This is a genomic window from Stappia sp. P2PMeth1 (genome assembly GCF_900185735.1).
In the GTDB taxonomy this organism is placed as follows: domain Bacteria; phylum Pseudomonadota; class Alphaproteobacteria; order Rhizobiales; family Stappiaceae; genus Stappia.
In genome coordinates this window covers 208,591-228,519 of record NZ_FYAW01000017.1, presented here as the reverse complement: position 1 = coordinate 228,519, position 19,929 = coordinate 208,591, and the positions used below count along the sequence as shown (strand labels likewise).

At 65.8% G+C, this 19,929-nt stretch carries 21 protein-coding genes; 10 read left to right on the top strand and 11 right to left on the bottom strand.

Translation table 11 applies throughout. The features are described 5' to 3' along the window. Window positions 1–11 precede the first annotated feature (11 nt). From P2PM1_RS10020 to P2PM1_RS09975, 10 genes are all read right to left on the bottom strand, one after another. Complete coding sequence (locus tag P2PM1_RS10020) at window positions 12–965, bottom strand: S1C family serine protease (protein ID WP_186398964.1); 954 nt, start codon at window positions 963–965, stop codon at window positions 12–14. Further along, the gene (locus P2PM1_RS10015; RefSeq protein ID WP_186398963.1) at window positions 962–1,114 is read right to left on the bottom strand and encodes a hypothetical protein; all 153 of its coding nucleotides are present in this window, start codon (window positions 1,112–1,114) and stop codon (window positions 962–964) included. Before P2PM1_RS10015 ends, P2PM1_RS10020 begins: the two co-directional genes overlap by 4 nt. Window positions 1,115–1,122: 8 nt before the next feature. Continuing rightward, a complete protein-coding gene (locus tag P2PM1_RS10010; protein ID WP_244301460.1) occupies window positions 1,123–2,511 on the bottom strand; it encodes a c-type cytochrome in 1,389 nt (462 codons plus the stop codon). A 14-nt stretch (window positions 2,512–2,525) separates the two neighbouring features. Continuing rightward, a complete protein-coding gene (locus P2PM1_RS10005) occupies window positions 2,526–3,683 on the bottom strand; it encodes a formate dehydrogenase subunit gamma (protein ID WP_186398962.1) in 1,158 nt (385 codons plus the stop codon). Between the two features lie 54 nt (window positions 3,684–3,737). Then, entirely contained in the window at window positions 3,738–3,935 is a 198-nt protein-coding gene (locus P2PM1_RS10000; RefSeq protein ID WP_186389615.1) for a hypothetical protein, read from the bottom strand. 105 nt (window positions 3,936–4,040) lie between these two features. Continuing rightward, window positions 4,041–4,640, bottom strand: a complete 600-nt coding sequence (gene fdh3B / locus P2PM1_RS09995) for a formate dehydrogenase FDH3 subunit beta (protein ID WP_186389616.1) — start codon at window positions 4,638–4,640, stop codon at window positions 4,041–4,043. Window positions 4,641–4,652: 12 nt separating this feature from the next. Continuing rightward, complete coding sequence (locus tag P2PM1_RS09990) at window positions 4,653–7,550, bottom strand: formate dehydrogenase subunit alpha (protein ID WP_186398961.1); 2,898 nt, start codon at window positions 7,548–7,550, stop codon at window positions 4,653–4,655. A gap of 135 nt (window positions 7,551–7,685) precedes the next feature. Continuing rightward, entirely contained in the window at window positions 7,686–7,877 is a 192-nt protein-coding gene (locus P2PM1_RS09985; RefSeq protein ID WP_186398960.1) for a twin-arginine translocation signal domain-containing protein, read from the bottom strand. Window positions 7,878–8,000: 123 nt separating this feature from the next. Next, on the bottom strand, window positions 8,001–8,675 hold the full coding sequence (locus tag P2PM1_RS09980; protein ID WP_208985234.1) for a molecular chaperone: 675 nt from the start codon (window positions 8,673–8,675) through the stop codon (window positions 8,001–8,003). Between the two features lie 480 nt (window positions 8,676–9,155). Next, entirely contained in the window at window positions 9,156–10,337 is a 1,182-nt protein-coding gene (locus tag P2PM1_RS09975; protein ID WP_186389619.1) for an Mrp/NBP35 family ATP-binding protein, read from the bottom strand. A 260-nt stretch (window positions 10,338–10,597) separates the two neighbouring features. On the opposite strand from P2PM1_RS09975, the gene P2PM1_RS09970 reads away from it, so the two are divergent. From P2PM1_RS09970 to P2PM1_RS09925, 10 genes are all read left to right on the top strand, one after another. Next, complete coding sequence (locus P2PM1_RS09970) at window positions 10,598–11,044, top strand: BLUF domain-containing protein (RefSeq protein WP_186398959.1); 447 nt, start codon at window positions 10,598–10,600, stop codon at window positions 11,042–11,044. Between the two features lie 133 nt (window positions 11,045–11,177). Next, on the top strand, window positions 11,178–11,636 hold the full coding sequence (locus P2PM1_RS09965; RefSeq protein WP_186398958.1) for a BLUF domain-containing protein: 459 nt from the start codon (window positions 11,178–11,180) through the stop codon (window positions 11,634–11,636). 240 nt (window positions 11,637–11,876) lie between these two features. After that, window positions 11,877–12,698, top strand: a complete 822-nt coding sequence (fdhD, locus tag P2PM1_RS09960; protein ID WP_244293191.1) for a formate dehydrogenase accessory sulfurtransferase FdhD — start codon at window positions 11,877–11,879, stop codon at window positions 12,696–12,698. Then, complete coding sequence (mobA, locus tag P2PM1_RS09955; protein ID WP_186398957.1) at window positions 12,695–13,321, top strand: molybdenum cofactor guanylyltransferase MobA; 627 nt, start codon at window positions 12,695–12,697, stop codon at window positions 13,319–13,321. Before fdhD ends, mobA begins: the two co-directional genes overlap by 4 nt. A gap of 5 nt (window positions 13,322–13,326) precedes the next feature. Continuing rightward, window positions 13,327–13,869 (top strand): molybdopterin-guanine dinucleotide biosynthesis protein B, encoded by a 543-nt coding sequence (gene mobB / locus P2PM1_RS09950; protein ID WP_186398956.1) that lies wholly within the window; start codon window positions 13,327–13,329, stop codon window positions 13,867–13,869. Then, complete coding sequence (gene glp, locus P2PM1_RS09945; protein ID WP_186398955.1) at window positions 13,844–15,133, top strand: gephyrin-like molybdotransferase Glp; 1,290 nt, start codon at window positions 13,844–13,846, stop codon at window positions 15,131–15,133. The genes mobB and glp overlap by 26 nt, the downstream gene beginning before the upstream one ends. 205 nt (window positions 15,134–15,338) lie before the next feature. Continuing rightward, on the top strand, window positions 15,339–16,115 hold the full coding sequence (locus P2PM1_RS09940) for an ABC transporter substrate-binding protein (protein WP_186389626.1): 777 nt from the start codon (window positions 15,339–15,341) through the stop codon (window positions 16,113–16,115). 64 nt (window positions 16,116–16,179) lie between these two features. Beyond that, window positions 16,180–16,893 (top strand): ABC transporter permease, encoded by a 714-nt coding sequence (locus tag P2PM1_RS09935; protein ID WP_186389627.1) that lies wholly within the window; start codon window positions 16,180–16,182, stop codon window positions 16,891–16,893. Further along, entirely contained in the window at window positions 16,890–17,726 is an 837-nt protein-coding gene (locus tag P2PM1_RS09930) for an ABC transporter permease (RefSeq protein ID WP_186398954.1), read from the top strand. The genes P2PM1_RS09935 and P2PM1_RS09930 overlap by 4 nt, the downstream gene beginning before the upstream one ends. A 92-nt stretch (window positions 17,727–17,818) precedes the next feature. Continuing rightward, on the top strand, window positions 17,819–18,982 hold the full coding sequence (locus P2PM1_RS09925) for a PLP-dependent aspartate aminotransferase family protein (protein WP_186398953.1): 1,164 nt from the start codon (window positions 17,819–17,821) through the stop codon (window positions 18,980–18,982). Here P2PM1_RS09925 and P2PM1_RS09920 read toward each other — a convergent pair. Then, complete coding sequence (locus tag P2PM1_RS09920; RefSeq protein ID WP_208984697.1) at window positions 18,979–19,854, bottom strand: LysR family transcriptional regulator; 876 nt, start codon at window positions 19,852–19,854, stop codon at window positions 18,979–18,981. The genes P2PM1_RS09925 and P2PM1_RS09920 overlap by 4 nt on opposite strands. Window positions 19,855–19,929: the final 75 nt, after the last annotated feature.

Genomic DNA, 19,929 nt, shown 5'->3' with positions numbered 1-19,929 from the left:
CAAGCTATTGATCAGTCTGCAACTTTCAGATCCACTTGAAGTTCTGAGTCTGCCCGGCGGACGATCAGCCGGCCGCGCGCATGGCGGCGCTCCAGGCGCCCGCGAAACGCCGCCAGCTTGCTGACGGATACGCCGTCGATCGAGAGGATGACGTCACCGGGCGCAAGGCCGGCCCGGTGTGCGGCTCCGTCCTCATCAACGGAAATCACTTCGAGACCCGCCTTGTCGGGACCGGGCCGCGTTGGCCGCACCTGCGCGCCGAGACTGCGACGCGGGCTGGCGAACTTGATCGCGGCCTCGATCACATGCTCAGCGAGCGCCGCCGAGACAGCGAAGTTCACTCCGATATCGCCGTCCCCGGACTTGGTGAAGATCGCCGAGAGAATGCCCACGATCCTCCCTTCGCTATCAATCAGAGCGCCGCCCGACGCGCCCGGATTGACCGCCGCGTCGGTCTGGATGAAGTCCTCGACCGCATTGAACCCGACACCGCCCCTCGCCGTTGCCGATACCACGCCGCAACTCAACGAGATCCCAAGGCCAAAGCCATTGCCGAGCGCGCATACCGGGGCACCCAGGCCGGGCTGCGGCGCAAAGACGAGCGGCGGCAGGGCCTCGGGCGCGCGCAGAATGGCGAGGTCGGTCTCGGCATCCCGGAAGATGATTTCCGCCGGAAGAACGCGGCCGTCGGAAAAGCGCAGGCGAACACCCCGGGCCTGACCAAGCACGTGATCGGCGGTGAGCAGCATGGTGCCGTCGCCGATCGCCACGGCCGAGCCTTCCGGTTCTTCCACATTGGCACGGCCTTCGGGCCAGTCCGGCAGTACCGCAACGACTGCGGCCCGTGCGCGCTCCAGCAGGTCCGCCGGCGCCGGCTGGGCAGATGCGCCCGCATCCGCGAAGATCGCCAGTGGCGCGGCACAAAAAAGCGCGCGCAAGATGCCTGGGCGGACGTGCACGCTCATTCGCCCGGTCGCCTGCCGCTGTCCGGCGAAAGTCGCACCGCACCCGCCGTCTGCGATGTGTAGACGGAGGCCGACGAGTAATCCAGTTCGCGGGTGAGATAGGCCCACGCCCCCGTCCCGATCACGACGAGCGCAACAAGTGCGCTCACGAACGCCTTCATCGTTTCCGTTCTCCCTCGCTGCCGACCCCGCCGGCATCGGGCGCGGTCGCTCGTTTGAGATAGGCCACCAGCGCGTTACGCTCCTCGTCGTTCGTCAGGCGCTGAAGCGGCATCTTGGACCCCGGCGTCACGATATCCGGGCCATGGTCGAAGAGATCGGAGATCGTCTGCTCGGTCCAGATGAAGTCGAGACGGCGCAGCGCTTCCGAATAGGGATAGCCCGGCAGTGTTCCGACCCGTCGTCCGAAGACGCCGTAGAGCGTCGGGCCGGCGCGGTTGCCGTCATCCGGCGTCAGCGTGTGGCAGACGGAACATTTTCGCGCGAATTGCCGTCGTCCCGGATCCTCGTCCTCGGCCACCTGGAAGCGGCGCGGAAAGGCGCTCTCGACCGGCTCGAAGGCCTTGCGGGGAGCCACCTGCCAGACATTCACATGGTCGTCGAGGCCGGCATACAGGGCTACCGAACCGTCGCCCGGCAGGGCCGTGCCCCAGATCGGACCGTAAGGGTTCTCGAACTCCTCCAGCCTCTCCCATCCGTCGGTTGCATAGACGCGGATGCGTCCGTCGCCACCGCCACTGGCAAGGCGGTGCCCATCACCCGACAGCGCCAGCGACAGGACGGGCCGCTCGTGGCTGGCGAGCTGCTTGAAGACCGCGCCTTGCGCGATGTCGACCACCGCCACCTCACCGTCGGCGGCGCCAAAAACAAGGTGCTGCCCACCGGGCAGCAGGCGCATCGCATTGATGGCCCAGCCATGCGAGTAGACCTCTTGCAGGAACTCGCCGCTCTCCCGGTCGAAGAGCCGGATCGCGCCGTCATAGGAGGCCGTATAGACGCGGGCTCCGTCTTCGGAGAAGGCGACGGCATTGACGGTGCCGCGGTGGCCGCGCAGCACGGCGCGCTCGGTCAGCCGGTCGCTCTCCAGAGTGTAAATCCTGGCCGTCCAGTCCCAGGACGCGGTCGCCGCGAAGCGGCCATCCGGGCTGACGGCGACCGCCAGCATCTTGTCGTCGCCGGTATCGGTCCGGTCGAGCATCGTCCCCGTATCAAGGTCCCAGAGGATCACCGCCCCATCGTCCCCGACCGACACCGCACGGCCCGCACCGGCGAAGGCCGCATCATTGGCGGCGGCCTCGTGGCCGATCATGCGATGCAGGATCTTCGCCTCGCCCTCGCTGATGTCCCAAAGGATGACCGAATAGTCGAAGGACGCGGTGAGCACTTGCGCATCCTCCGGATCGACCGTGACCGACCTTACCGGCCCGCCATGTCCTTGCAACCGCTCCGGCCATGTCGGCCCGCCGTCGTCTGCGGCTTCGCAGACGCCGGTAGCGGCCAACACCAGAGCGGCCGAAACCGCAAGACCCCTGATCGCCGCCGACACGTCGTGCTCCCGGGCTATTCGGCAGGCTGCGCCTTCGCCCCGCCGTCCTGTTCTCCCTCGCGGGCCATCACCTCATCCACCCACAGGGAATGATGCTCCTTCGCCCAGTTGAGATCGACCTCGCCCGATCCCATCGCATCGAAAGCCCCCTCCATGCCGATCGTGCCGATATAGATATGCGCAAGGATCACGCAGATCAGGAAGACGCTCATGATCGAATGCCAGAGCGAAGCGAGTTGCTGCTCCTGCAACGGTGTCAGAGCGGTCGGGAGCTCGCTCCCGAACACCGTGTTGACCACTTCGAACGTGCCGGAGAAGAAGTGCGTCGTGTAGGGAAACAGCAGTGTCCAGCCGGACAGGGAGATTGACACGCCGCACAGGATCGTCAGCCAGAAGATCACCTTCTGCCCGGCATTGAACTTCTTCGCCGGAGGATGGAGCCGGCGCGAGAGAACACCGCCTCCCTGCAGCACCCATTTGATATCGGTTCGGTCCGGAAGATTGTGCCGCACCCACATCAGGAACACGATGACCAGGCCCGCCATGAAGGCGAAGGCAAGGTAATTGTGCAGGTACTTGCCGAACATGGTGATCGCTCCGAAGGCGTCCGGTCCGATCAAGGGCAGCAACACGTAACGGCCATACATGACATTGAGGCCGGTCAGCGCCAGCACGATGAAGGAGATTGCCAGCAGCCAGTGGCCGAAGCGCTCGACGGCGACGAAACGGGTAATGGTCCGGTCGGATCGCCCGTGCTCGATGCGAATGCGTCCGCGAATGGCGAAGAAAAGGCTCAGCGCCACGACCGTCGCCAGCAGCGCCCAACTGCCATAGAGGGCGAGTGGACCATTGCGGATCGAGCGCCAGAGTTCGCCCTCCGACTGCACCAGGGTCGCAGCGTTCCTGTCGGGGATCGACACGCTGCCGGCAACACCCTGTCGTACGGCGCGCCACAGGTCGGTGTCGGAAACGGTGCCGCGCGTGTTTCCGGGAACCTGGCCCTGCACCGGCGACTCAGGCGCCGGGTCGAGTATGGGCTGCTGCGCCAAGGCCGGCGCCTGCAGGGTCAGCGCCAGGAAGACCACCGCGACCGCGGCAAGAACAACCGCATGGAGACGCAGCGCAAGCGCGTGCGGCCAGCCGGCGTGGCGAATGGTTCCCGTGTGGTTCATCCCAATCCCTCCCTTGCTCGTCCGGACGCTCGATCACCAGTCTCCTGCCGCCCTTCAGAACCGCTGCCTGTTGGCACGCTCCTGCAGAGCACGGCGCTCCTCCGCGGTGAGCGGCGCGTCGTCCGCTCCCTGATAGACGCCCTTCTCCAGATGCAGCGGCCGGTTCTGCTCGTCCTCCCGGCATCCCGGCACGAACGCGAGCAGCGTGGCCGCGACGATCATCATGCCCCAGGCGGCTGGTCCCGATTTCACGTCAAGCTCTCCTTGCTCAGGCTGCGGAAGGATCAAGGTCCAGCGACGAACAAAGGCGGCCACTGGCCGCCCCTGCCCTTTTTCACGATCAACCGGTACATCCGGTCAGAAGCTTCCGGCCTTCTGCTCGTAGGCGGTGCCCCATCCCCAGGCTCCCGCGCCGAAGCCGCGCGCGACGACACGTTCGCGATAGATCGCCGAGACCACATCGCCGTCGCCGGCCAGCAGCGCCTTGGTCGAACACATTTCCGCGCAAAGCGGCAGTTTGCCCTCCGCCAGGCGGTTACGGCCATATTTGGCATATTCGACCGAGGAGTTGTCGGCTTCAGGACCGCCGGCGCAGAAGGTGCACTTGTCCATCTTGCCGCGCGAGCCGAAGTTGCCGGCCTGCGGATATTGCGGCGCGCCGAAGGGACAGGCGTAGAAGCAATAGCCGCAGCCGATACACAGGTCCTTGGAATGGAGAACCACCCCCTCGTCGGTCTGATAGAAGCAATCGACCGGACAGACTGCCATGCAGGGCGCATCCGAGCAGTGCATGCAAGCGACCGAAATGGAGCGCTCGCCCGGCTTTCCGTCCTGCAGGGTCACCACGCGGCGGCGATTGATGCCCCAAGGCACTTCATGCTCGTTCTTGCAGGCGGTGACGCAGGCATTGCACTCGATGCAGCGCTCGGCGTCGCAGAGGAATTTCATTCGTGCCATGATCTCTCCCCCTTACGCCACACGCTCGATGCGGCACAGCGTGGCCTTGGTTTCCTGCATCTGGGTGACGCTGTCGTAGCCATAGGTTTGTGCAGTGTTGGTTGCCTCGCCCAGCACGTAGGGGTCGGACCCGACCGGATACTTGCTCCGGAGATCCTCGCCCTGGTAGTGGCCGCCGAAGTGGAACGGCATGAAGGCGACGCCGACGCCGACGCGCTCGGTCACCATCGCCATCACCTTGACCTTGCCGCCTTCCGGGCCGTGCACCCACACCATTTCCCTGTCACGAATGCCCAGATCGTTGGCATCGCGCGGGTTGATCTCGACGAACATGTCCTGCTGCAACTCGGCCAGCCACCGGTTGGAGCGGGTCTCGTCGCCGCCGCCCTCGTATTCCACCAGACGTCCCGACGTCAGGATGATCGGGAAGTCCTTGGAATAGTCGTTCTCCTGGATCGACTTGTAGCGCGTTGGTACGCGCCAGAAGGTCTTGTCCTCGTAGGTCGCGTACTTGTCGAGCAGGTCGCGGCGATTGGTGTAGAGCGGTTCGCGGTGCAGCGGCACCGGATCCGGGAAGGTCCACACCACGGTGCGGGCCTTTGCATTGCCATAGGGGGCACAGCCGTGCTTGATCGCCACGCGCTGGATGCCGCCGGACAGGTCTATCTTCCAGTTGGCATTCTCGCCGCCGGCGGCCTCAATTTCGGCCCGCTCCTCGTCGGTCAGGTCGACATCCCAGCCAAGCTTCTGCAGCATGGCCATGGTGAACTCGGGATAGCCGTCCTCGATCTCCGAGCCAACCGGCCAGGACCCTTCCGCGAGCAGGTTGTCGCCGTTCCTCTCGACGCCGAAGCGGGCACGGAAGCCCATGCCGCCCTCCGCCACCGGAATGGACGTGTCATAAAGGACGGCCGAGCCCGGATGCTTCATCTCCGGCGTGCCCCAGCACGGCCACGGCAAGCCGTAATAATCGCCGTCGGCCGGGCCGCCATTGGCGCGCAGCGTCGTGCGGTCGAACGTATGCTGGTTGGCCATGTGCAGCTTCAACCGCTCCGGCGACTGGCCGGTATAACCGATGGTCCACATGCCGCGATTGTATTCGCGCGTCAGGTCCTCGATGAGCGGTTCCTCGCCGTTCACTTCGATGTTCTTGAACATTCCTTCCGCGAAACCGAACTTTTTCGCCAGCAGATAGGTGATGACGTGGTCGGGCTTGGACTCGAACAGCGGTTCCATCACCTTCTCGCGCCACTGCAGCGAGCGGTTCGACGCCGTCACAGACCCGTAGGTTTCAAACTGGGTCGTTGCCGGCAGCAGATAGACGCCGTCCTTGCGATCGCTCAGCACCGCCGACATGGTCGGGAACGGGTCGATGATCACCAGCAGGTCGAGCTTCTCCATTGCCCGCTTCATCTCGGGCAGGCGGGTCTGCGAATTCGGCGCATGCCCCCAGAACACCATCGCCCGCGTGTTGTCGGGCTGGACCAGATTGTCCTTGTCCTCCAACACGCCGTCGATCCAGCGCGACACCGTGATGCCGGACTCGAACATCATCGGGCGGTCCTTGCCGTCGGCGCCCTTCATGGTGGCGAAACGGCCCGCCAGATAGTCGTAGTCGACATCCCACACCCGCGCCCAGTGACGCCAGGCCCCCTCGGCAAGACCATAGTATCCGGGAAGGGAGTCGGCGACGACGCCGAAGTCCGTCGCGCCCTGGACGTTGTCATGGCCACGGAAGATGTTGGCGCCGCCACCCGACATGCCGATATTGCCGAGCGCCAATTGCAAGGCACAATAGGCACGCGTGTTGTTGTTGCCGTTGGTATGCTGGGTTCCGCCCATGCACCAGACCAGCGTACCGGGGCGGTTGTTGGCAAGCGTACGGGCAACGCGGCGCAACTGCGAACCGGGAACGCCCGTGACGCGCTCCGTTTCCTCGGGTGTCCACTTGGCCACCTCGGCGCGAATCTGATCCATGCCCCAGACGCGCTGGCGGATGTACTCCTTGTCCTCCCAGCCATTCTGGAAGATGTGCCAGAGAATCCCCCAGACGAGGGCCACGTCCGTGCCCGGACGGAAGCGGACATATTCGCTCGCGTGAGCCGCCGTGCGGGTAAACCGCGGATCACAGACGATCAGCGGCGCAGCATTCTCCTCCTTGGCCTTGAGGATGTGCAGCAGGGAAACGGGATGCGCCTCGGCGGGATTGCTGCCGATCAGGAGCATCGCCTTGGACTTGTGCATGTCGTTGTAGGAGTTTGTCATCGCGCCGTAGCCCCAGGTGTTGGCAACACCTGCGACTGTGGTCGAGTGACAGATCCGCGCCTGGTGATCGACGTTGTTCGTGCCCCAGAACGCGGCGAACTTGCGCACCAGATAGGCCTGCTCGTTGTTGTGCTTGGCCGAGCCGAGCCAGTAGACGCTGTCGGGTCCGCTTTCGTCGCGGATCTTCAGCATCTGGTCGCCGATCTCGTCGATCGCCTGTTCCCAGGAGATCCGCTCCCACTTTCCGTTGACCAGCTTGGTGGGGTACTTGAGCCGCCGCTCGCCATGGGCGTGTTCGCGCACGGCCGCGCCCTTGGCGCAGTGCGAGCCGAGATTGAACGGGCTGTCGAAGCCCGGTTCCTGACCGGTCCAAACGCCGTCCTGAACCTCCGCCAACACCGTGCAGCCGACCGAGCAATGGGTGCAGATGGACTTCTTGATATCGACCCGTGCCCTGGTCGGCCCGGCCGCCTCCGCCTTGCGCACCATGGTGCCGGTCAGGGCTCCGGCGGCGGCCAGCCCGCCCGCGGCGAGGCCCGATCGACGCAGGAACATGCGGCGGTCCATCGCACTCGCACCGATTGCCTCGATGGCGGAAGCCAGGCTGGACCGACGTGCCGTCCCGCTCGTCTTCTTCCTCAGCATCACGTTTCTCCCTCGGTTGCGCAGCCTCGCGCCAAGGCGATGTCTGCTGCGCCTGGGCCCTGACGCGGGTGGCGCGGGTCCTTGTTTGCACCTGCGGCGACTGCGGCTTCAGTCTGCCTCACGGCTCTTTCGAGCTCAGAACCGCGCCGTGTCGTAGAAGGTCTTCACATGCTCGGTTTCCCGATAGCCGCTACCGGCGGTCTTGGCCGCCTCTTCGGCCCTGGTCTCGCCCGTCACGAGCGTGGCCGTTCCGGCCACCGCGCCAAGTCCGGCCAGTTTCAGAAAACTCCGGCGATCCGCCTCGATCGCTGTATCCTTGCGTCTCATGGCACCCTCTTGGTCCAGTCTTGCCCAGTCTCGCCTCGTTTAGTTTAGTCTCGTCCAGTCATCTGTCTTGAGCGGCGCTCTGTGGCCGCCGCCAGTTCGCCCGGCGATTCCCGGGCACGATCCTCAGCCCGCCTTGCGGCGCTCTCCAAACAGCCTGTCGGCCTCGATCTCCAGGGCGATGAACGCCTGCCCCAGCCGCCCGAGCGCCGGGTAGAGGTCTCCGATGGCGGTCGTCGCCAGATCCTTGAAGAAATACGGCGCCCAGGTCGCCAGATGCGTGCGGAAGAAGCTGCTTTCCGCATCCTGATCGGCGCCGAAGCTGCCATCGATGAGCCCGGCCATCACGGCGCACAGCGCGGCGATGTGGTCTTCCGGCTCGTGCACATCGGGATCGCGCTCGATCCCGAGGCGGCGCATGTCCTGCCGCAGCAATGCCAGCGGCTTCTCATTGAGAAAACCGGTCAGGTAATAGGATGCATAGGGGACGAGTTCGCCTCGCCCGACGCCGATGAAGAGGTCGTGGTAATCGCGCCTTAGCGCCAACGGGTCAGCTTGAGACGCCGAGCGGGAGAGATCCGCCAGGCAGGCCCCGATGTCGCCCTCCAGCCGCGGCAGGCCGGCCACCGCGTTCAACCAGCCGTGATCGACAGGACCCTCGAGGCCGCTCGCCAATATGCCGTAGAGAATAGCCCGCTCCCGATCCTCGGCAACGATGCTCATCCTTCCGTCGATGTTGCTGCTGTCCGTCGCTACGGTACTCGCCTCGACGGCAGTCCCGGCACCCGGTCTGCTGGTCATCCAATGGCTCTCCCTCTATTGCAGAGTGTCATTTTGACCGGGCAGGTGCAAACGCTTTCGATTTTGCAACGCGCATGTCTTTCTCATGTATTTCATGAGGTTGACGGAATTTTTCGGGACAAAAAGACGTAAAATGACACAAAATACACCGCCGTCGACGGCCATGCGGTTGTGCTCTGCACAAACGGCTTCCGGAGATTTGGCGTCCGACCTGAAAAGAGCGTCGGCGAGTCCGGTTCCGGAAAAGGCGAATCCGCCGCGAGCACGCAAAAGGCCTCGCGGATCGACCACGAGGCCCTCGCAAGACCACATCACAGGCGAAGCCGGCCCGGGTTCAGTCCGACCTGCGCATCTTCAGCAGGCTCTGAATCATGTCAGAAGCCGCAGGAAAACCAGATCAGCAGATGATCTGCGGATCCCTGAACCCGCCGCTTGAGCGCGGGCCCATCCGCGAAACGGGCCACATCTGTCAAACCCGCTTCACTGGCTCTCGATGACGATGCGCGGTGCGGCGCGCTGCCCGTCCTCACGATTGCGCTCGATCTCGGCCCAGACCTTCGCCGCGATCTCGCGATAGATCGCGGCATGGGCCCCCTCCGGATCGGTCACCGTCACCGGCGTTCCCGCGTCGGAGTTGATGCGGATGGCCATGTCGAGCGGCACCTCGCCGAGGAACGGAACGCCCAGCTTCTCGGCCTCGGCGCGCGCGCCGCCATGGCCGAAGATGTCATGTCGTCCGCCGCAGTCGGGACACAGGAAATAGCTCATGTTCTCGACGATGCCGAGCAGCGGCACGTCGACCCGGCGGAACATGTTGAGCCCCTTGCGCGCGTCGATCAGCGCCAGATCCTGCGGCGTCGACACGATCACCGCGCCGGCCAGCGGCACGTTCTGGGCCATGGTCAGTTGCGCATCGCCCGTGCCCGGCGGCATGTCGACCACCAGCACGTCGAGTTCGCCCCAGGCCACCTCGCGCAACATCTGGGTGATGGCCGAGATCACCATCGGCCCACGCCAGATCATCGGGGTCTCCTCGTCCACCAGGAAGCCCATCGACATCACCTTGATGCCGTAGCCTTCCAGCGGCTTGAGGATGCGGCCCGACACCGGTTCCGGCCGGCCGGAAACACGAAAGAGCCGCGGGATCGACGGGCCGTAGATGTCCGCGTCGAGCACGCCGACCTTGAGCCCGTTCGCCTGCAACGCCAGGGCCAGGTTGCAGGTCGTCGTCGATTTGCCGACGCCGCCCTTGCCGGAGGCCACCGCTATGATCGCCTTCACGCCCGGCACACCCGGCTTTGCCCCCTGCTCAGGCGCTGCAGGCGCCGCACGGCGCTGCATCGGCGGCGGCACGTTGCCGGCGTCGCGGGCGGCCGGCGCGGGTCTCACGGCTGGTGCGCTCCCCCCCGCGCCGGGCCGCCGTTCGGACGTGAGCGCGGCCAGCACCTTTTCCACGCCCGCCAGCTTGCCGACCACCTTTTCGGCGGCCTGGCGCATGGGCTCCAGTTCCTCGGCGCGCTCCGCCGGGACGGTGATCGAGAAGATCACCCGCCCCTCGGAGATGAAAATATCCGAGACAAGGCCAAGCGACACGATGTCCCCCTCGAGATCCGGCCCCTTGACCTTGGAGAGCTCGGCAAGGACCTCTTCGCGCGTTGGCATTGCATCCCTCTTTTTCTTCCAGAACATCATGACTTCCGTGCCCGTTCACATGGGCGGAACGTAAGGCTGCGCCCGCAAAGGTCAATTGCTTTCCCGCCGCAGCCGCCCGGCGTGCCCGCCCAACCGGCTGTTCCCTTGCGAAATCGCCGTTTTCCGCAAGATTTCAAGGTCACGTCAGCGGCTTCTTAACCATTGATGGAGACCTTGCGCGGCAAACTTCTGACATGGCTGGGGTGCCTTGACGTGCAAGGATCGAGAACATGGTACTGAGTGCGATCTGTTATAGGGCCCCTCTTCGCGGCAGCCTGCTCGACGGACTGTCCGGCGCGGACATCGACCGTCTGCTTGACCGTTTCCGCCATCTCAACCGCCTCAATGGCGTCACCGGGGCGATCCTGCTCCATGGCGATCAGGTCGTCGTTTGGCTCGAAGGCGAAACCTCGGGCCTGACCGACAGCCGGTCCAGCATTGTCGACGATCTGCGTCTTGGCGGAACCGGTCCGCTGTGCAGCGGTCCGCTGGCTGCCCGCCTGTTCCCGCATTGCTGGCTCTGTCTCGCCGACAGCCGGGTCGAGGTTCCCGCAGGAGTTGCCGAACTGCTGGAGCAGCCGGCCCCCGTCTCGCTCGACCAGGCCCGCAAGGCCATGCTTTGCGTCGCCGAGCGGCTGGACGGGTGCCGCTACACCCGCGCTGCGATGCTGGTTTGACGGGACCTTCCCCCGCAAACCGCTTGCTTGCCGGCAAGTTAATGATCACACGCAACAATTCGGAATTCCGCTTACCGAACGCGAAGGGGTTGTCACTAGACTGTCTGGCATGAACGACGCATCGAGGCAGTCCATGACCATCACCCGGCTGAGCTACCGGAGCAGGATCAACTTCAGCGAGATGACACTGTCGCTCGACGAAGAAGTCGACCGCCTGCTCGCGGTCGCCCGCCGCAACAATGCCCGCGACGGGCTCACAGGCGCACTGCTGCTGGCCGGCAACACGTTCTTCCAGATCCTGGAGGGCGACGGCGACGCGGTGGAGAGTACCTATGCACGGATCGTCGACGACGCGCGCCACGGCGGTTGCCTGGTGCTCGACAGGCGCAGAGATACTTCGCGCCTGCTGCCCGACCTGCCGCTGTTCTTCGCAGATGCTCTCGATTCGCATGAGGGCGTTCTGTCGAGCCTCTACATTCCGATCTGCCAGGCGCCGGACCTTGCGAGCTACAACGATCTCGTCTCGGCGATCATCTTCAGCGCGGCCCGGCAAGTGCGCCAAGACAGACAACCGCGCGCGCTGTCCGCCTGATCGCATCGGCGCCCTTGCCAGCCTTGCCTCTCCTTCCCTAACCTGTGCGGCAACGCAGCCGCGCCGCAGCAGCGCCCCGCCCGGGCGGCGTTCGGCAGGCGTGGCAGGGAGGATGCCTTGCAAGACCCCCGGAAAGACCCCGAGTCAGATCGCTCAAAAGCCCCCCTTTCGGCGAGGCTCCCCGACTTTGTCGTCCGCCCCGATCCGCAGGACGCGCGCCTGTCCTCGCCCGTCACGGGCGTGGACCAGAACGGCCGCGAGGTCGAGATTCGCGTCGTTAGCGAGCGCGCGTTGACGCTCTATCTCAACGCGCAGGAGATCGTCACGATGATGACGATCGGCGACCGGCCGGATCTGCTGGCGGTCGGCTATCTTCTGAATCAGAACATGCTGCGGCCGGACGACCGCATCACCGGCATCGATCATGACGAGGATCTCGACGTCGTGGTCGTGCGCACCGAGCGCGCGACCGACTACGAGGAGAAGATGAAGAAGAAGGTGCGCACCTCCGGCTGCGCGCAAGGCACCGTCTTCGGCGATGTGATGGAGCGTTTCGACGAGATCTCGCTCGATCCGGCCGCCCGCCTTCGCACCTCCTGGCTCCACGCCCTCACCCGCAAGATCAATACCCAGCCCTCGCTCTACCTGGAAGCCGGGGCGATCCACGGCTGCGTGCTGTGCCAGGAAGACCGGGCGGTCGCCTATATGGAAGACGTCGGACGGCACAATGCCGTCGACAAGATCGCCGGCTGGATGTGGCTCAACCATGTCCCCCCGCAGGACAAGATCTTCTACACGACCGGCCGGCTGACCTCAGAGATGGTCATCAAGACCGCGATGATGGGCATTCCCATCCTCGTCTCCCGCTCCGGCTTCACCGCCTGGGGCGTCGAGCTTGCCCGACGGGTCGGGCTGACGCTGGTCGGCCGGGCGCGCGGCCAGCGCTTCGTCGTGCTGTCGGGGCCTGAGCGGCTCGAGTACGACGCGCTGCCGGAGGCCGGTGACCGCGAGGACCCGCGCCATGCCCGCAAGGGCTCGCGCCGCGAGGACGACGCCGCATGAGCACTGCAGGTCTCGCTGGATGCGTTCTTGCCGGCGGCCTTGCCCGCCGCATGGGTGGCGGCGACAAGCCGCTGCTGCCGCTTGCCGGCGAGACGATGCTCGCCCGCGTCATCGCGCGGCTTCGGCCGCAGGTCGGCCCTCTCGTGCTCAACGCCAATGGTGAGGCCGGGCGCTTCGCCGGCTTCGGCCTTCCGGTCGTCCCGGATCCGGTCGAAGGGTTCGCCGGGCCGCTGGCGGGAGTTCTCGCCGGCCTTCGCTGGGCGCAGGCGCATGCGCCAGAGGCCGAGGGGATCGTCTCCGTTGCAGGCGACACGCCGTTCTTTCCCGAGGACCTTGCCGCCCGGCTCCTCGCCGCGCGCGGGGTGGAGCCGGGCCGCATTGTGCTCGCCCGGTCCGACGGCTACATGCATCCTGTTTTCGGCTACTGGCCGGTCTGCGTCGCCGATTCGCTCGAAACCTTCCTGCGCGAGGGAACCACGCGAAAAGTGCTCGCCTTCGTCGACATCCATCCCAATGCCAGCGCCGACTTCACGCCGCCTCCGGGCGCGCCCGATCCCTTCTTCAACGTCAACACGCCCGAGGACCTCAAGGCAGCGGAAGACCTTGTGAAGGCAGGCGCATGAGAGACATGCACAAGCCCCCCGTCTTCGGCATCGCCGGATGGAAGAACAGCGGCAAGACGACGATGACCGAAAGGCTGGTTGCCGCGATCACGGCGCGGGGCTTTCGCGTCGCCACCGTCAAGCACGCGCATCATGCCGTCGACATCGACCAGGAGGGCACCGACAGCCATCGCCACCGCGCGGCCGGTGCCGTCGAGACAGCGCTGGTGTCGGGGCGTCGCTGGGCACTGATGCACGAGTTGCGCGGCGAGGCCGAGCCGTCTCTGGACCAGATCCTTGCGCGCTTGTCGCCCTGCGATCTTGTGCTGGTCGAGGGCTACAAGCGCGCGGCCCTGCCGAAGCTGGAACTGCGCCGCGCTGCCGCTACGCGCGGCGAGCCGTTGTCGCCTGGCGATCCGCATGTGGTCGCCATCGCCTCGGACGGCGCCGTGGCGGAGACGGCCCTGCCGGTCTACCATCTGGACGATATCGACGGCATCGCCGGCTTCATCCTGAGCATATGCGGTCTTTCCGGGACGCGACATGGCTTCGATCAGACCACTGCTTGACGACTGCTTCCTGCACGACCGCGACCGGCTGCGCCACGGCGAGGCGCTGGCGATCCTGCGCGAGCGGATCGCGCCCGTCGCCGAGCGCGAGAACGTTGCGCTCGGCGACGCCCATGCCCGCATCCTGGCACAGTCCGTCTCGGCCCCTCAGAACGTGCCGCTTTTCGACAATTCCGCCGTCGACGGCTATGCCTTCCGTCACGCGGACCATGCGGCCGCCACCGATGGACTTCTGCCTCTCTCCGCCCGCATCGCGGCCGGCCACGCGCCGGACGCGCCGCTTGCCCCCGGCAGCGTGGCACGCATCTTCACTGGCGCAGTGATGCCGGACGGCGCCGATACGGTCGCCATGCAGGAGGATTGCGAGGCAACGGAACGCGGCGGCCGAACCTTCGTTCGCATTCCCCCCGGCCTCAAGCCGGGCGCCAACCGGCGCAGGGCTGGCGAAGACCTCGCCGCTGGCGATGTCCTGGTGCGATCCGGCGCCCGACTGCGGCCGCAAGACATCGCCGCGATCGCCTCCACCGGCACCGATCGCGTCGAGGTGTTCCGCCGGCTTCGCGTGGCACTGGTCTCCAGCGGCGACGAGTTGCGCCGTCCCGGCGTGCCGCTCCCCATCGGCGGTGTCTACGACAGCAACCATTTTCTCCTCTCCGGACTGGTTGCCGCGAGCGGTGTCGAGATCACCGACCTCGGCATTCTGCCGGACCGCGCCGATACCGTGCGCGACGCCCTGACGGCGGCCGCCACCGATCACGACGTCATCGTCACCACCGGCGGCGCATCCCGCGGCGAAGAGGATCATCTGGTCGGCGCCATCGACGCTCTCGGCAGCCGGCACATGTGGCAACTCGCGATCAAGCCGGGGCGGCCGATGAATTTCGGCCACATCGGCACCTGCGTCACCCTCGGCCTGCCGGGCAATCCCGTCGCCGCGATGGTCTGCGGGCTTCTCTACGTCCTGCCCGTCCTGTCGGCGCTTGGCGGCGGCGCCTTCTTCGAGCCGGTGCGCTACCAGATCCCGGCCGCCTTCAGCGTGCCGAAGAAGAAACCCGACCGCCGCGAGTTCTATCGCGGCAGTCTCGACCGCGATGCGAGCGGGCGCACGGTTGTGCGCAAGTTCGCCCGCGACGGCTCCGGCCTCATCACCTCCCTGCGCGAGGCCGACGGCCTGATCGAGATCCCCGAGGAGGTCACAGCGGTGACCGAAGGGCAGCCTGTCGATTTCATCAGTTTCGGCGACTATGGCCTCGCTGCACGGTGAAGCCCCCGACAGTCCTTGCCCATTCCCTTACGACACCCTTCCAATACTGGTGACGGTTGCGGGACAATGTTCCTATTCCGCATGACCGACGGGGACAACGCAGCGTAAAGCGGTTGAACTCCGGACAATTTTGGTGGGAGTATGAAATCTGATCCCGCGCCGACAACAAGGACGCGGGCAAAAACAGTACCGCAGGGGATACATGATGCGTTTCATGAAGATCGCGGCTGCCGCCGCTCTCGCGATTGTTACCGTCGGCGCCGCCGAGGCCAAGGACTGGAGCAAGGTGCTGATCGGCACCGAAGGCGCCTATCCTCCCTTCAACAATCTGACCTCCGACGGCCAGCTCGTCGGCTTCGACATCGACATCGCCAAGGCGCTCTGCGCCGAGATGAAGGTGGAATGCGAGTTCGTCGTTCAGGACTGGGACGGGATGATTCCGGCCCTGCAGGCCGGCAAGTTCGACGCTGTGATCGCCTCCATGTCGATCACCGAGGAGCGCCTGCAGAGCGTCGACTTCACCAACAAGTACTACAACACGCCGCCGGCGATCGCCGTCCCGAAGGACAGCGACATCTCGGAAGCCACCAAGGAAGCGCTTGCCGGCAAGCTGCTCGGAGCGCAGTCGTCCACCACCCACTCCAACTATGCCGAGGCCAAGCTCGGCGATGCGCAACTGAAGCTCTATCCGACCCCGGACGAGTACAAGCTCGACATCGCCTCGGGCCGCATCGACGCGGTGATCGACGACGTGGTGGTCCTGTCCGAATGGCTCGGCACCGACGACGGCGCCTGCTGCAAGCTGCTCGGCACCCTGACTCCGGATCCGGTCATCAATGGCGAAGGCGCCGGTATCGCCATTCGCAAGAACGAGCCGGAGCTGAAGGAACTTTTCAACAAGGCCATCGAGGCGATCCGCGCCAATGGCACCTATGAAGAGATCCAGTCGAAGTATTTCGACTTCGACGTCTATGGCGGCTGACGACCGTTGACATACGCGGGGCGGCAGTCTGCTGCCCCCCCGCCAAGACCAGCGGTTCCGGCGCATGACCGACATCCTCACTCTGATATCGTTCGGCCCGGACGGCTGGGGCGATGAGATCGCGCGTGGCGTGCTCGTCACCGTCGCTCTAGCCCTGTCGTCGTTGCCGTTCGGCCTCGTTCTCGGTTTCCTGGTCGCGCTTGCCAAGAATTCCGGCGAGCCTTCGCTACGATCCGCCGCCAATATCTACACCACGATCTTCCGTGGCCTGCCCGAACTGCTGACGCTGTTCCTCGTCTATTACGGCGTGCAGATGCTGCTGAACGAGGTCGCGCGGCTCTTCGTTCCCGGCGCCACGGTCAACGTCAACTCCTTCGTCGCCGGAATGGTGGCGCTGTCGCTGGTCTTCTCCTCCTATGCCTCGGAGGCCTTCCTCTCCGCCTTTCGCGGCATCAAGCAGGGGCAATACGAGGGAGGCTATGCACTTGGCCTAAGCCGTCCCCAGACGATGCGCCTCGTCATCCTGCCCCAATTGATCCGCCTCGCCCTGCCCGCGCTCGGCAATCTCTGGCTGATCCTCCTGAAGGAAACCGCGCTCGTCTCGGCCATCGGCCTTGATGACCTGCTGCGATGGGCCGGCATTGCCGCGCGGGTGACCAAGGAGCCGTTCCTGTTCTTCGGCGGGGCCTGCCTCATCTATCTCATGCTGGCGATGATCTCCTCCATCGGCCTGTCGCGGATCGAGACCTGGACCCGCCGCGGGGAGGCATCGCGATGAGCTGGATCAGCCGCGAGACCATCCCGGCCCGCCCGGCCCCGCCGGTTCCTTCACGAGGCTGGAGCGGTACCCGCGTCGCCGGCCACCTGCTCATGGCGCTATGGATCGTCGCCGGCGCCAGCCTGCTCTACTACCTTGCCGAAAACGTGATGTCGGACTTTGTCCGCAACTACTGGGAGAAATATCTCGACGGCATCGTGGTGACCCTGCAACTGGTCGGCCTGTCGATGGTGGCGGGAGCCGCCCTGTCGCTGCTCGTGGCGCTGGCCCGCGCTTCGCGGAACCCGTTTGTCTCGGGCATCGCCTATGCCTATGTCTACTTCTTCCGCGGTACGCCGCTGCTCGCGCAGACCTTCCTGATCTATTACGGCGCCGGCAGCTTCCGCCCCTTCCTCAGCGATGTCGGCCTGTGGTGGTTCTTCCGCGATGCCTGGTATTGCGCGGTCTTCGCCTTCACGCTCAACACCGCCGCCTACCAGGCGGAGATCCTGCGCGGGGCGGTGAGGAACGTCGACAAGGGGCAATGGGAGGCGGCGGCCGCGCTGGGGCTGCGTAAAGGCGTCACCTTCTGGAAGGTGATCCTGCCGCAGGCGCTGATCGTGGCGCTGCGCCCCTACGGCAACGAACTGATCCTGATGATCAAGGGATCCGCCATCGTCTCGCTGGTGACGATCTTCGACCTGATGGGCGAGACACGCCGCGCCTATTCCCGGACCTTCGACTTCCAGGCCTATATCTGGGCCGCCGTGCTCTACCTGATCGTGGTGGAGACCTTGCGGCGGATCTGGGACGAGATCGAACTGCGCCTGACCCGCCATCTGCGGCGCAGTTGAGCCCTTCTCATCGGCTGGTGCAACCTGCCCCATTGCGGGAAAGGCGTTGCGCGTTTACCCCTGCCGGACACCTTTCCCACCGGAGTCTTTCCATGGCCGACACGTCCGACCGCCGCCTTTCTCCCGCCTCGCTCCTCGCCCATGGCGGCGGCGGCGTCGATCCGGCAACCGGCGCGGTGGTCCCGCCGATCCACACCGCGACGACCTTCGCCCGCGACGCGGACTACCGGCTGACCAGTGCCGCGCACCTTTATTCGCGGGACGACAGCGACCTGCCGCGCCAGATCGAAAGCCTGATGACGCGCCTGGAGAACGGCGCGGACAGCCGCGTCTTCGCCTCCGGCATGGCGGCGGTCGCCGCAGTGCTGCGCAGCGTACGGCCGGGCGGCACCATCGTCGCGCAGGCCGGCATCTACTGGGGCACCACGTCCTGGCTGCGCAAGCACTGCGCCCATGCCGGCATCGCCCTGATCGAGGCGGACGCGAGCGACACCGCCCGATTCTGCGAAACGCTGCGCGAAACCGGCCCGAATCTCGTCCTGCTCGAAGTGCCATCGAACCCCTGGCTGACGGTCGCCGACATTGCCCCGATCGCCGAGACGGCGCATGGCCTGAAGGCGGTTCTCGTCGTCGATGCCACCGCCGCAACGCCCCTGCTCATGCGACCGCTCGATCTTGGCGCCGACCTCGTCCTGCATTCGGCGACCAAGGCGCTGAACGGCCATTCCGACGTGCTGGCCGGCATCGTCACCTGCCGCGACGCGAACAGCGACGTCTGGCGCTTCATCCGCGAGGAGCGGCACGATTCCGGTGCGGTGCTCGGCCCCTTCGAGGCCTATCTGCTGCTGCGGGGCTTGCGCACCCTGTCCCTGCGCATGGAGCGGATGTGCGCCAATGCACAGGCCGTCGCCGAGATGCTCGCCGCGCATCCCGCCATCGAAGCCGTGTTCTATCCCGGGCTTGCGGGCCATGCGAGCCATGAGGCCGCGCGCCGGCAGATGGCCAAGGGCGGCTATCTGATGTCCTGCCTCGTCAAGGGCGGCGCCGCGGAAGCTCTGGCCGTCGCCGGGCGGCTGACACTGATCAAGCGGGCGACGTCGCTCGGCGGCGTCGAGAGCCTTGTCGAGCATCGCCACACGATCGAAGGGGACGCCACCGGAATCCCGGTCAACCTGCTGCGCCTGTCCATCGGTATCGAGGATGCGGAGGACCTGATCGCGGATCTTTCCTCCGCCCTTGCGCCGCTTGCCCGTTAATCCGACGCGTCCCCCTGCCGATCGCGGTGGCTCCGCAGCCAGGCGATGAAGGCCTTGAGCGGCGGCCGCTGCACCCCGGGCCGCGTGACCAGGTGATAGCCGTTGCCGCGCTCCTGGTCCTCGAACAGGACCCGCAACTGGCCCGAGCGGATCTCCGGCTCGATAAAGGCGCGCGCGGCCGCGGTCACCCCGTCGCCGCGCCGCAGGCTCTCCAGCATCATGTAGCCCGGCAGATGCAGGTTGATGCCCTTTGCCGGGGCGATGCCCTGCCGCTGCCACCAGTTGGCGCTCTCGTTGGTGCCGAGTTCCTGCAGCCAGGGATAGTCCCGCAGCCGCGTCAGGTCCGAGAAATCCGTGTCGCCGACGAGCGAGCGTGCCGCCACCACCACGAAACCGGTCAGCAGCAGCGGCTCCGATACGAGCCCCCGCCACCGACCATTGCCGAAACGGATGGCGAGATCGACACCGCCCGGTTCCAGATCCACGACCTGAGCGGTTGGGTTCAACATCAACTCGATGTCCGGATGCCGATGGCGGAATTCCGAGATGCGTGGCATCAGCCAGCTCACCGCGAAGGCCGGCGTCATGGTCACCTGCAGCGGGCGGGTGCGGTCCGCGTCGGTCAGTTCCGCGACCGCGCGGTGCATCCGCGAGAAGGCGTCCTCGATATGCCCGGCGAGAGCGCGTCCTTCCTGTGTCAGGACGATTCCCCGCCCCTGCCGGACCACCAGTTCGGCGCCGAGAAATGCCTCCAGCGCCCGCACCTGCTGGCTGATCGCCGCATGGCTGACATTCAGCGTCCGTCCCGCCCCGGCCAGCGTGCCGGCCTCGGCGACAGCGGCGAAGGCGCGCAGGCCGGCAAGCGAAGGCATTCGGCTCCAATCCATCTGTAAGCCTCACTTACATTCAGACGTTTTTCCTGAGTCGCATGAACGGGAGAAAACCGC

Bases quoted from the DNA above. Each gene is read 5' to 3' on its own strand.
- P2PM1_RS09935 (WP_186389627.1), top strand. From the start codon at position 16,180: ATGACCGACATCCTCACTCTGATATCGTTCGGCCCGGACGGCTGGGGC.
- P2PM1_RS10005 (WP_186398962.1), bottom strand. From the start codon at position 3,683: ATGAACCACACGGGAACCATTCGCCACGCCGGCTGGCCGCACGCGCTT.
- P2PM1_RS09965 (WP_186398958.1), top strand. From the start codon at position 11,178: ATGACCATCACCCGGCTGAGCTACCGGAGCAGGATCAACTTCAGCGAG.
- P2PM1_RS09925 (WP_186398953.1), top strand. From the start codon at position 17,819: ATGGCCGACACGTCCGACCGCCGCCTTTCTCCCGCCTCGCTCCTCGCC.
- P2PM1_RS09920 (WP_208984697.1), bottom strand. From the start codon at position 19,854: ATGCCTTCGCTTGCCGGCCTGCGCGCCTTCGCCGCTGTCGCCGAGGCC.
- P2PM1_RS09970 (WP_186398959.1), top strand. From the start codon at position 10,598: ATGGTACTGAGTGCGATCTGTTATAGGGCCCCTCTTCGCGGCAGCCTG.
- fdh3B (WP_186389616.1), bottom strand. From the start codon at position 4,640: ATGGCACGAATGAAATTCCTCTGCGACGCCGAGCGCTGCATCGAGTGC.
- P2PM1_RS09940 (WP_186389626.1), top strand. From the start codon at position 15,339: ATGCGTTTCATGAAGATCGCGGCTGCCGCCGCTCTCGCGATTGTTACC.
- P2PM1_RS09985 (WP_186398960.1), bottom strand. From the start codon at position 7,877: ATGAGACGCAAGGATACAGCGATCGAGGCGGATCGCCGGAGTTTTCTG.
- mobA (WP_186398957.1), top strand. From the start codon at position 12,695: ATGAGCACTGCAGGTCTCGCTGGATGCGTTCTTGCCGGCGGCCTTGCC.
- glp (WP_186398955.1), top strand. From the start codon at position 13,844: ATGGCTTCGATCAGACCACTGCTTGACGACTGCTTCCTGCACGACCGC.
- P2PM1_RS09975 (WP_186389619.1), bottom strand. From the start codon at position 10,337: ATGCCAACGCGCGAAGAGGTCCTTGCCGAGCTCTCCAAGGTCAAGGGG.
- P2PM1_RS09980 (WP_208985234.1), bottom strand. From the start codon at position 8,675: ATGACCAGCAGACCGGGTGCCGGGACTGCCGTCGAGGCGAGTACCGTA.
- mobB (WP_186398956.1), top strand. From the start codon at position 13,327: ATGCACAAGCCCCCCGTCTTCGGCATCGCCGGATGGAAGAACAGCGGC.
- P2PM1_RS10020 (WP_186398964.1), bottom strand. From the start codon at position 965: ATGAGCGTGCACGTCCGCCCAGGCATCTTGCGCGCGCTTTTTTGTGCC.
- P2PM1_RS09990 (WP_186398961.1), bottom strand. From the start codon at position 7,550: ATGCTGAGGAAGAAGACGAGCGGGACGGCACGTCGGTCCAGCCTGGCT.
- P2PM1_RS09930 (WP_186398954.1), top strand. From the start codon at position 16,890: ATGAGCTGGATCAGCCGCGAGACCATCCCGGCCCGCCCGGCCCCGCCG.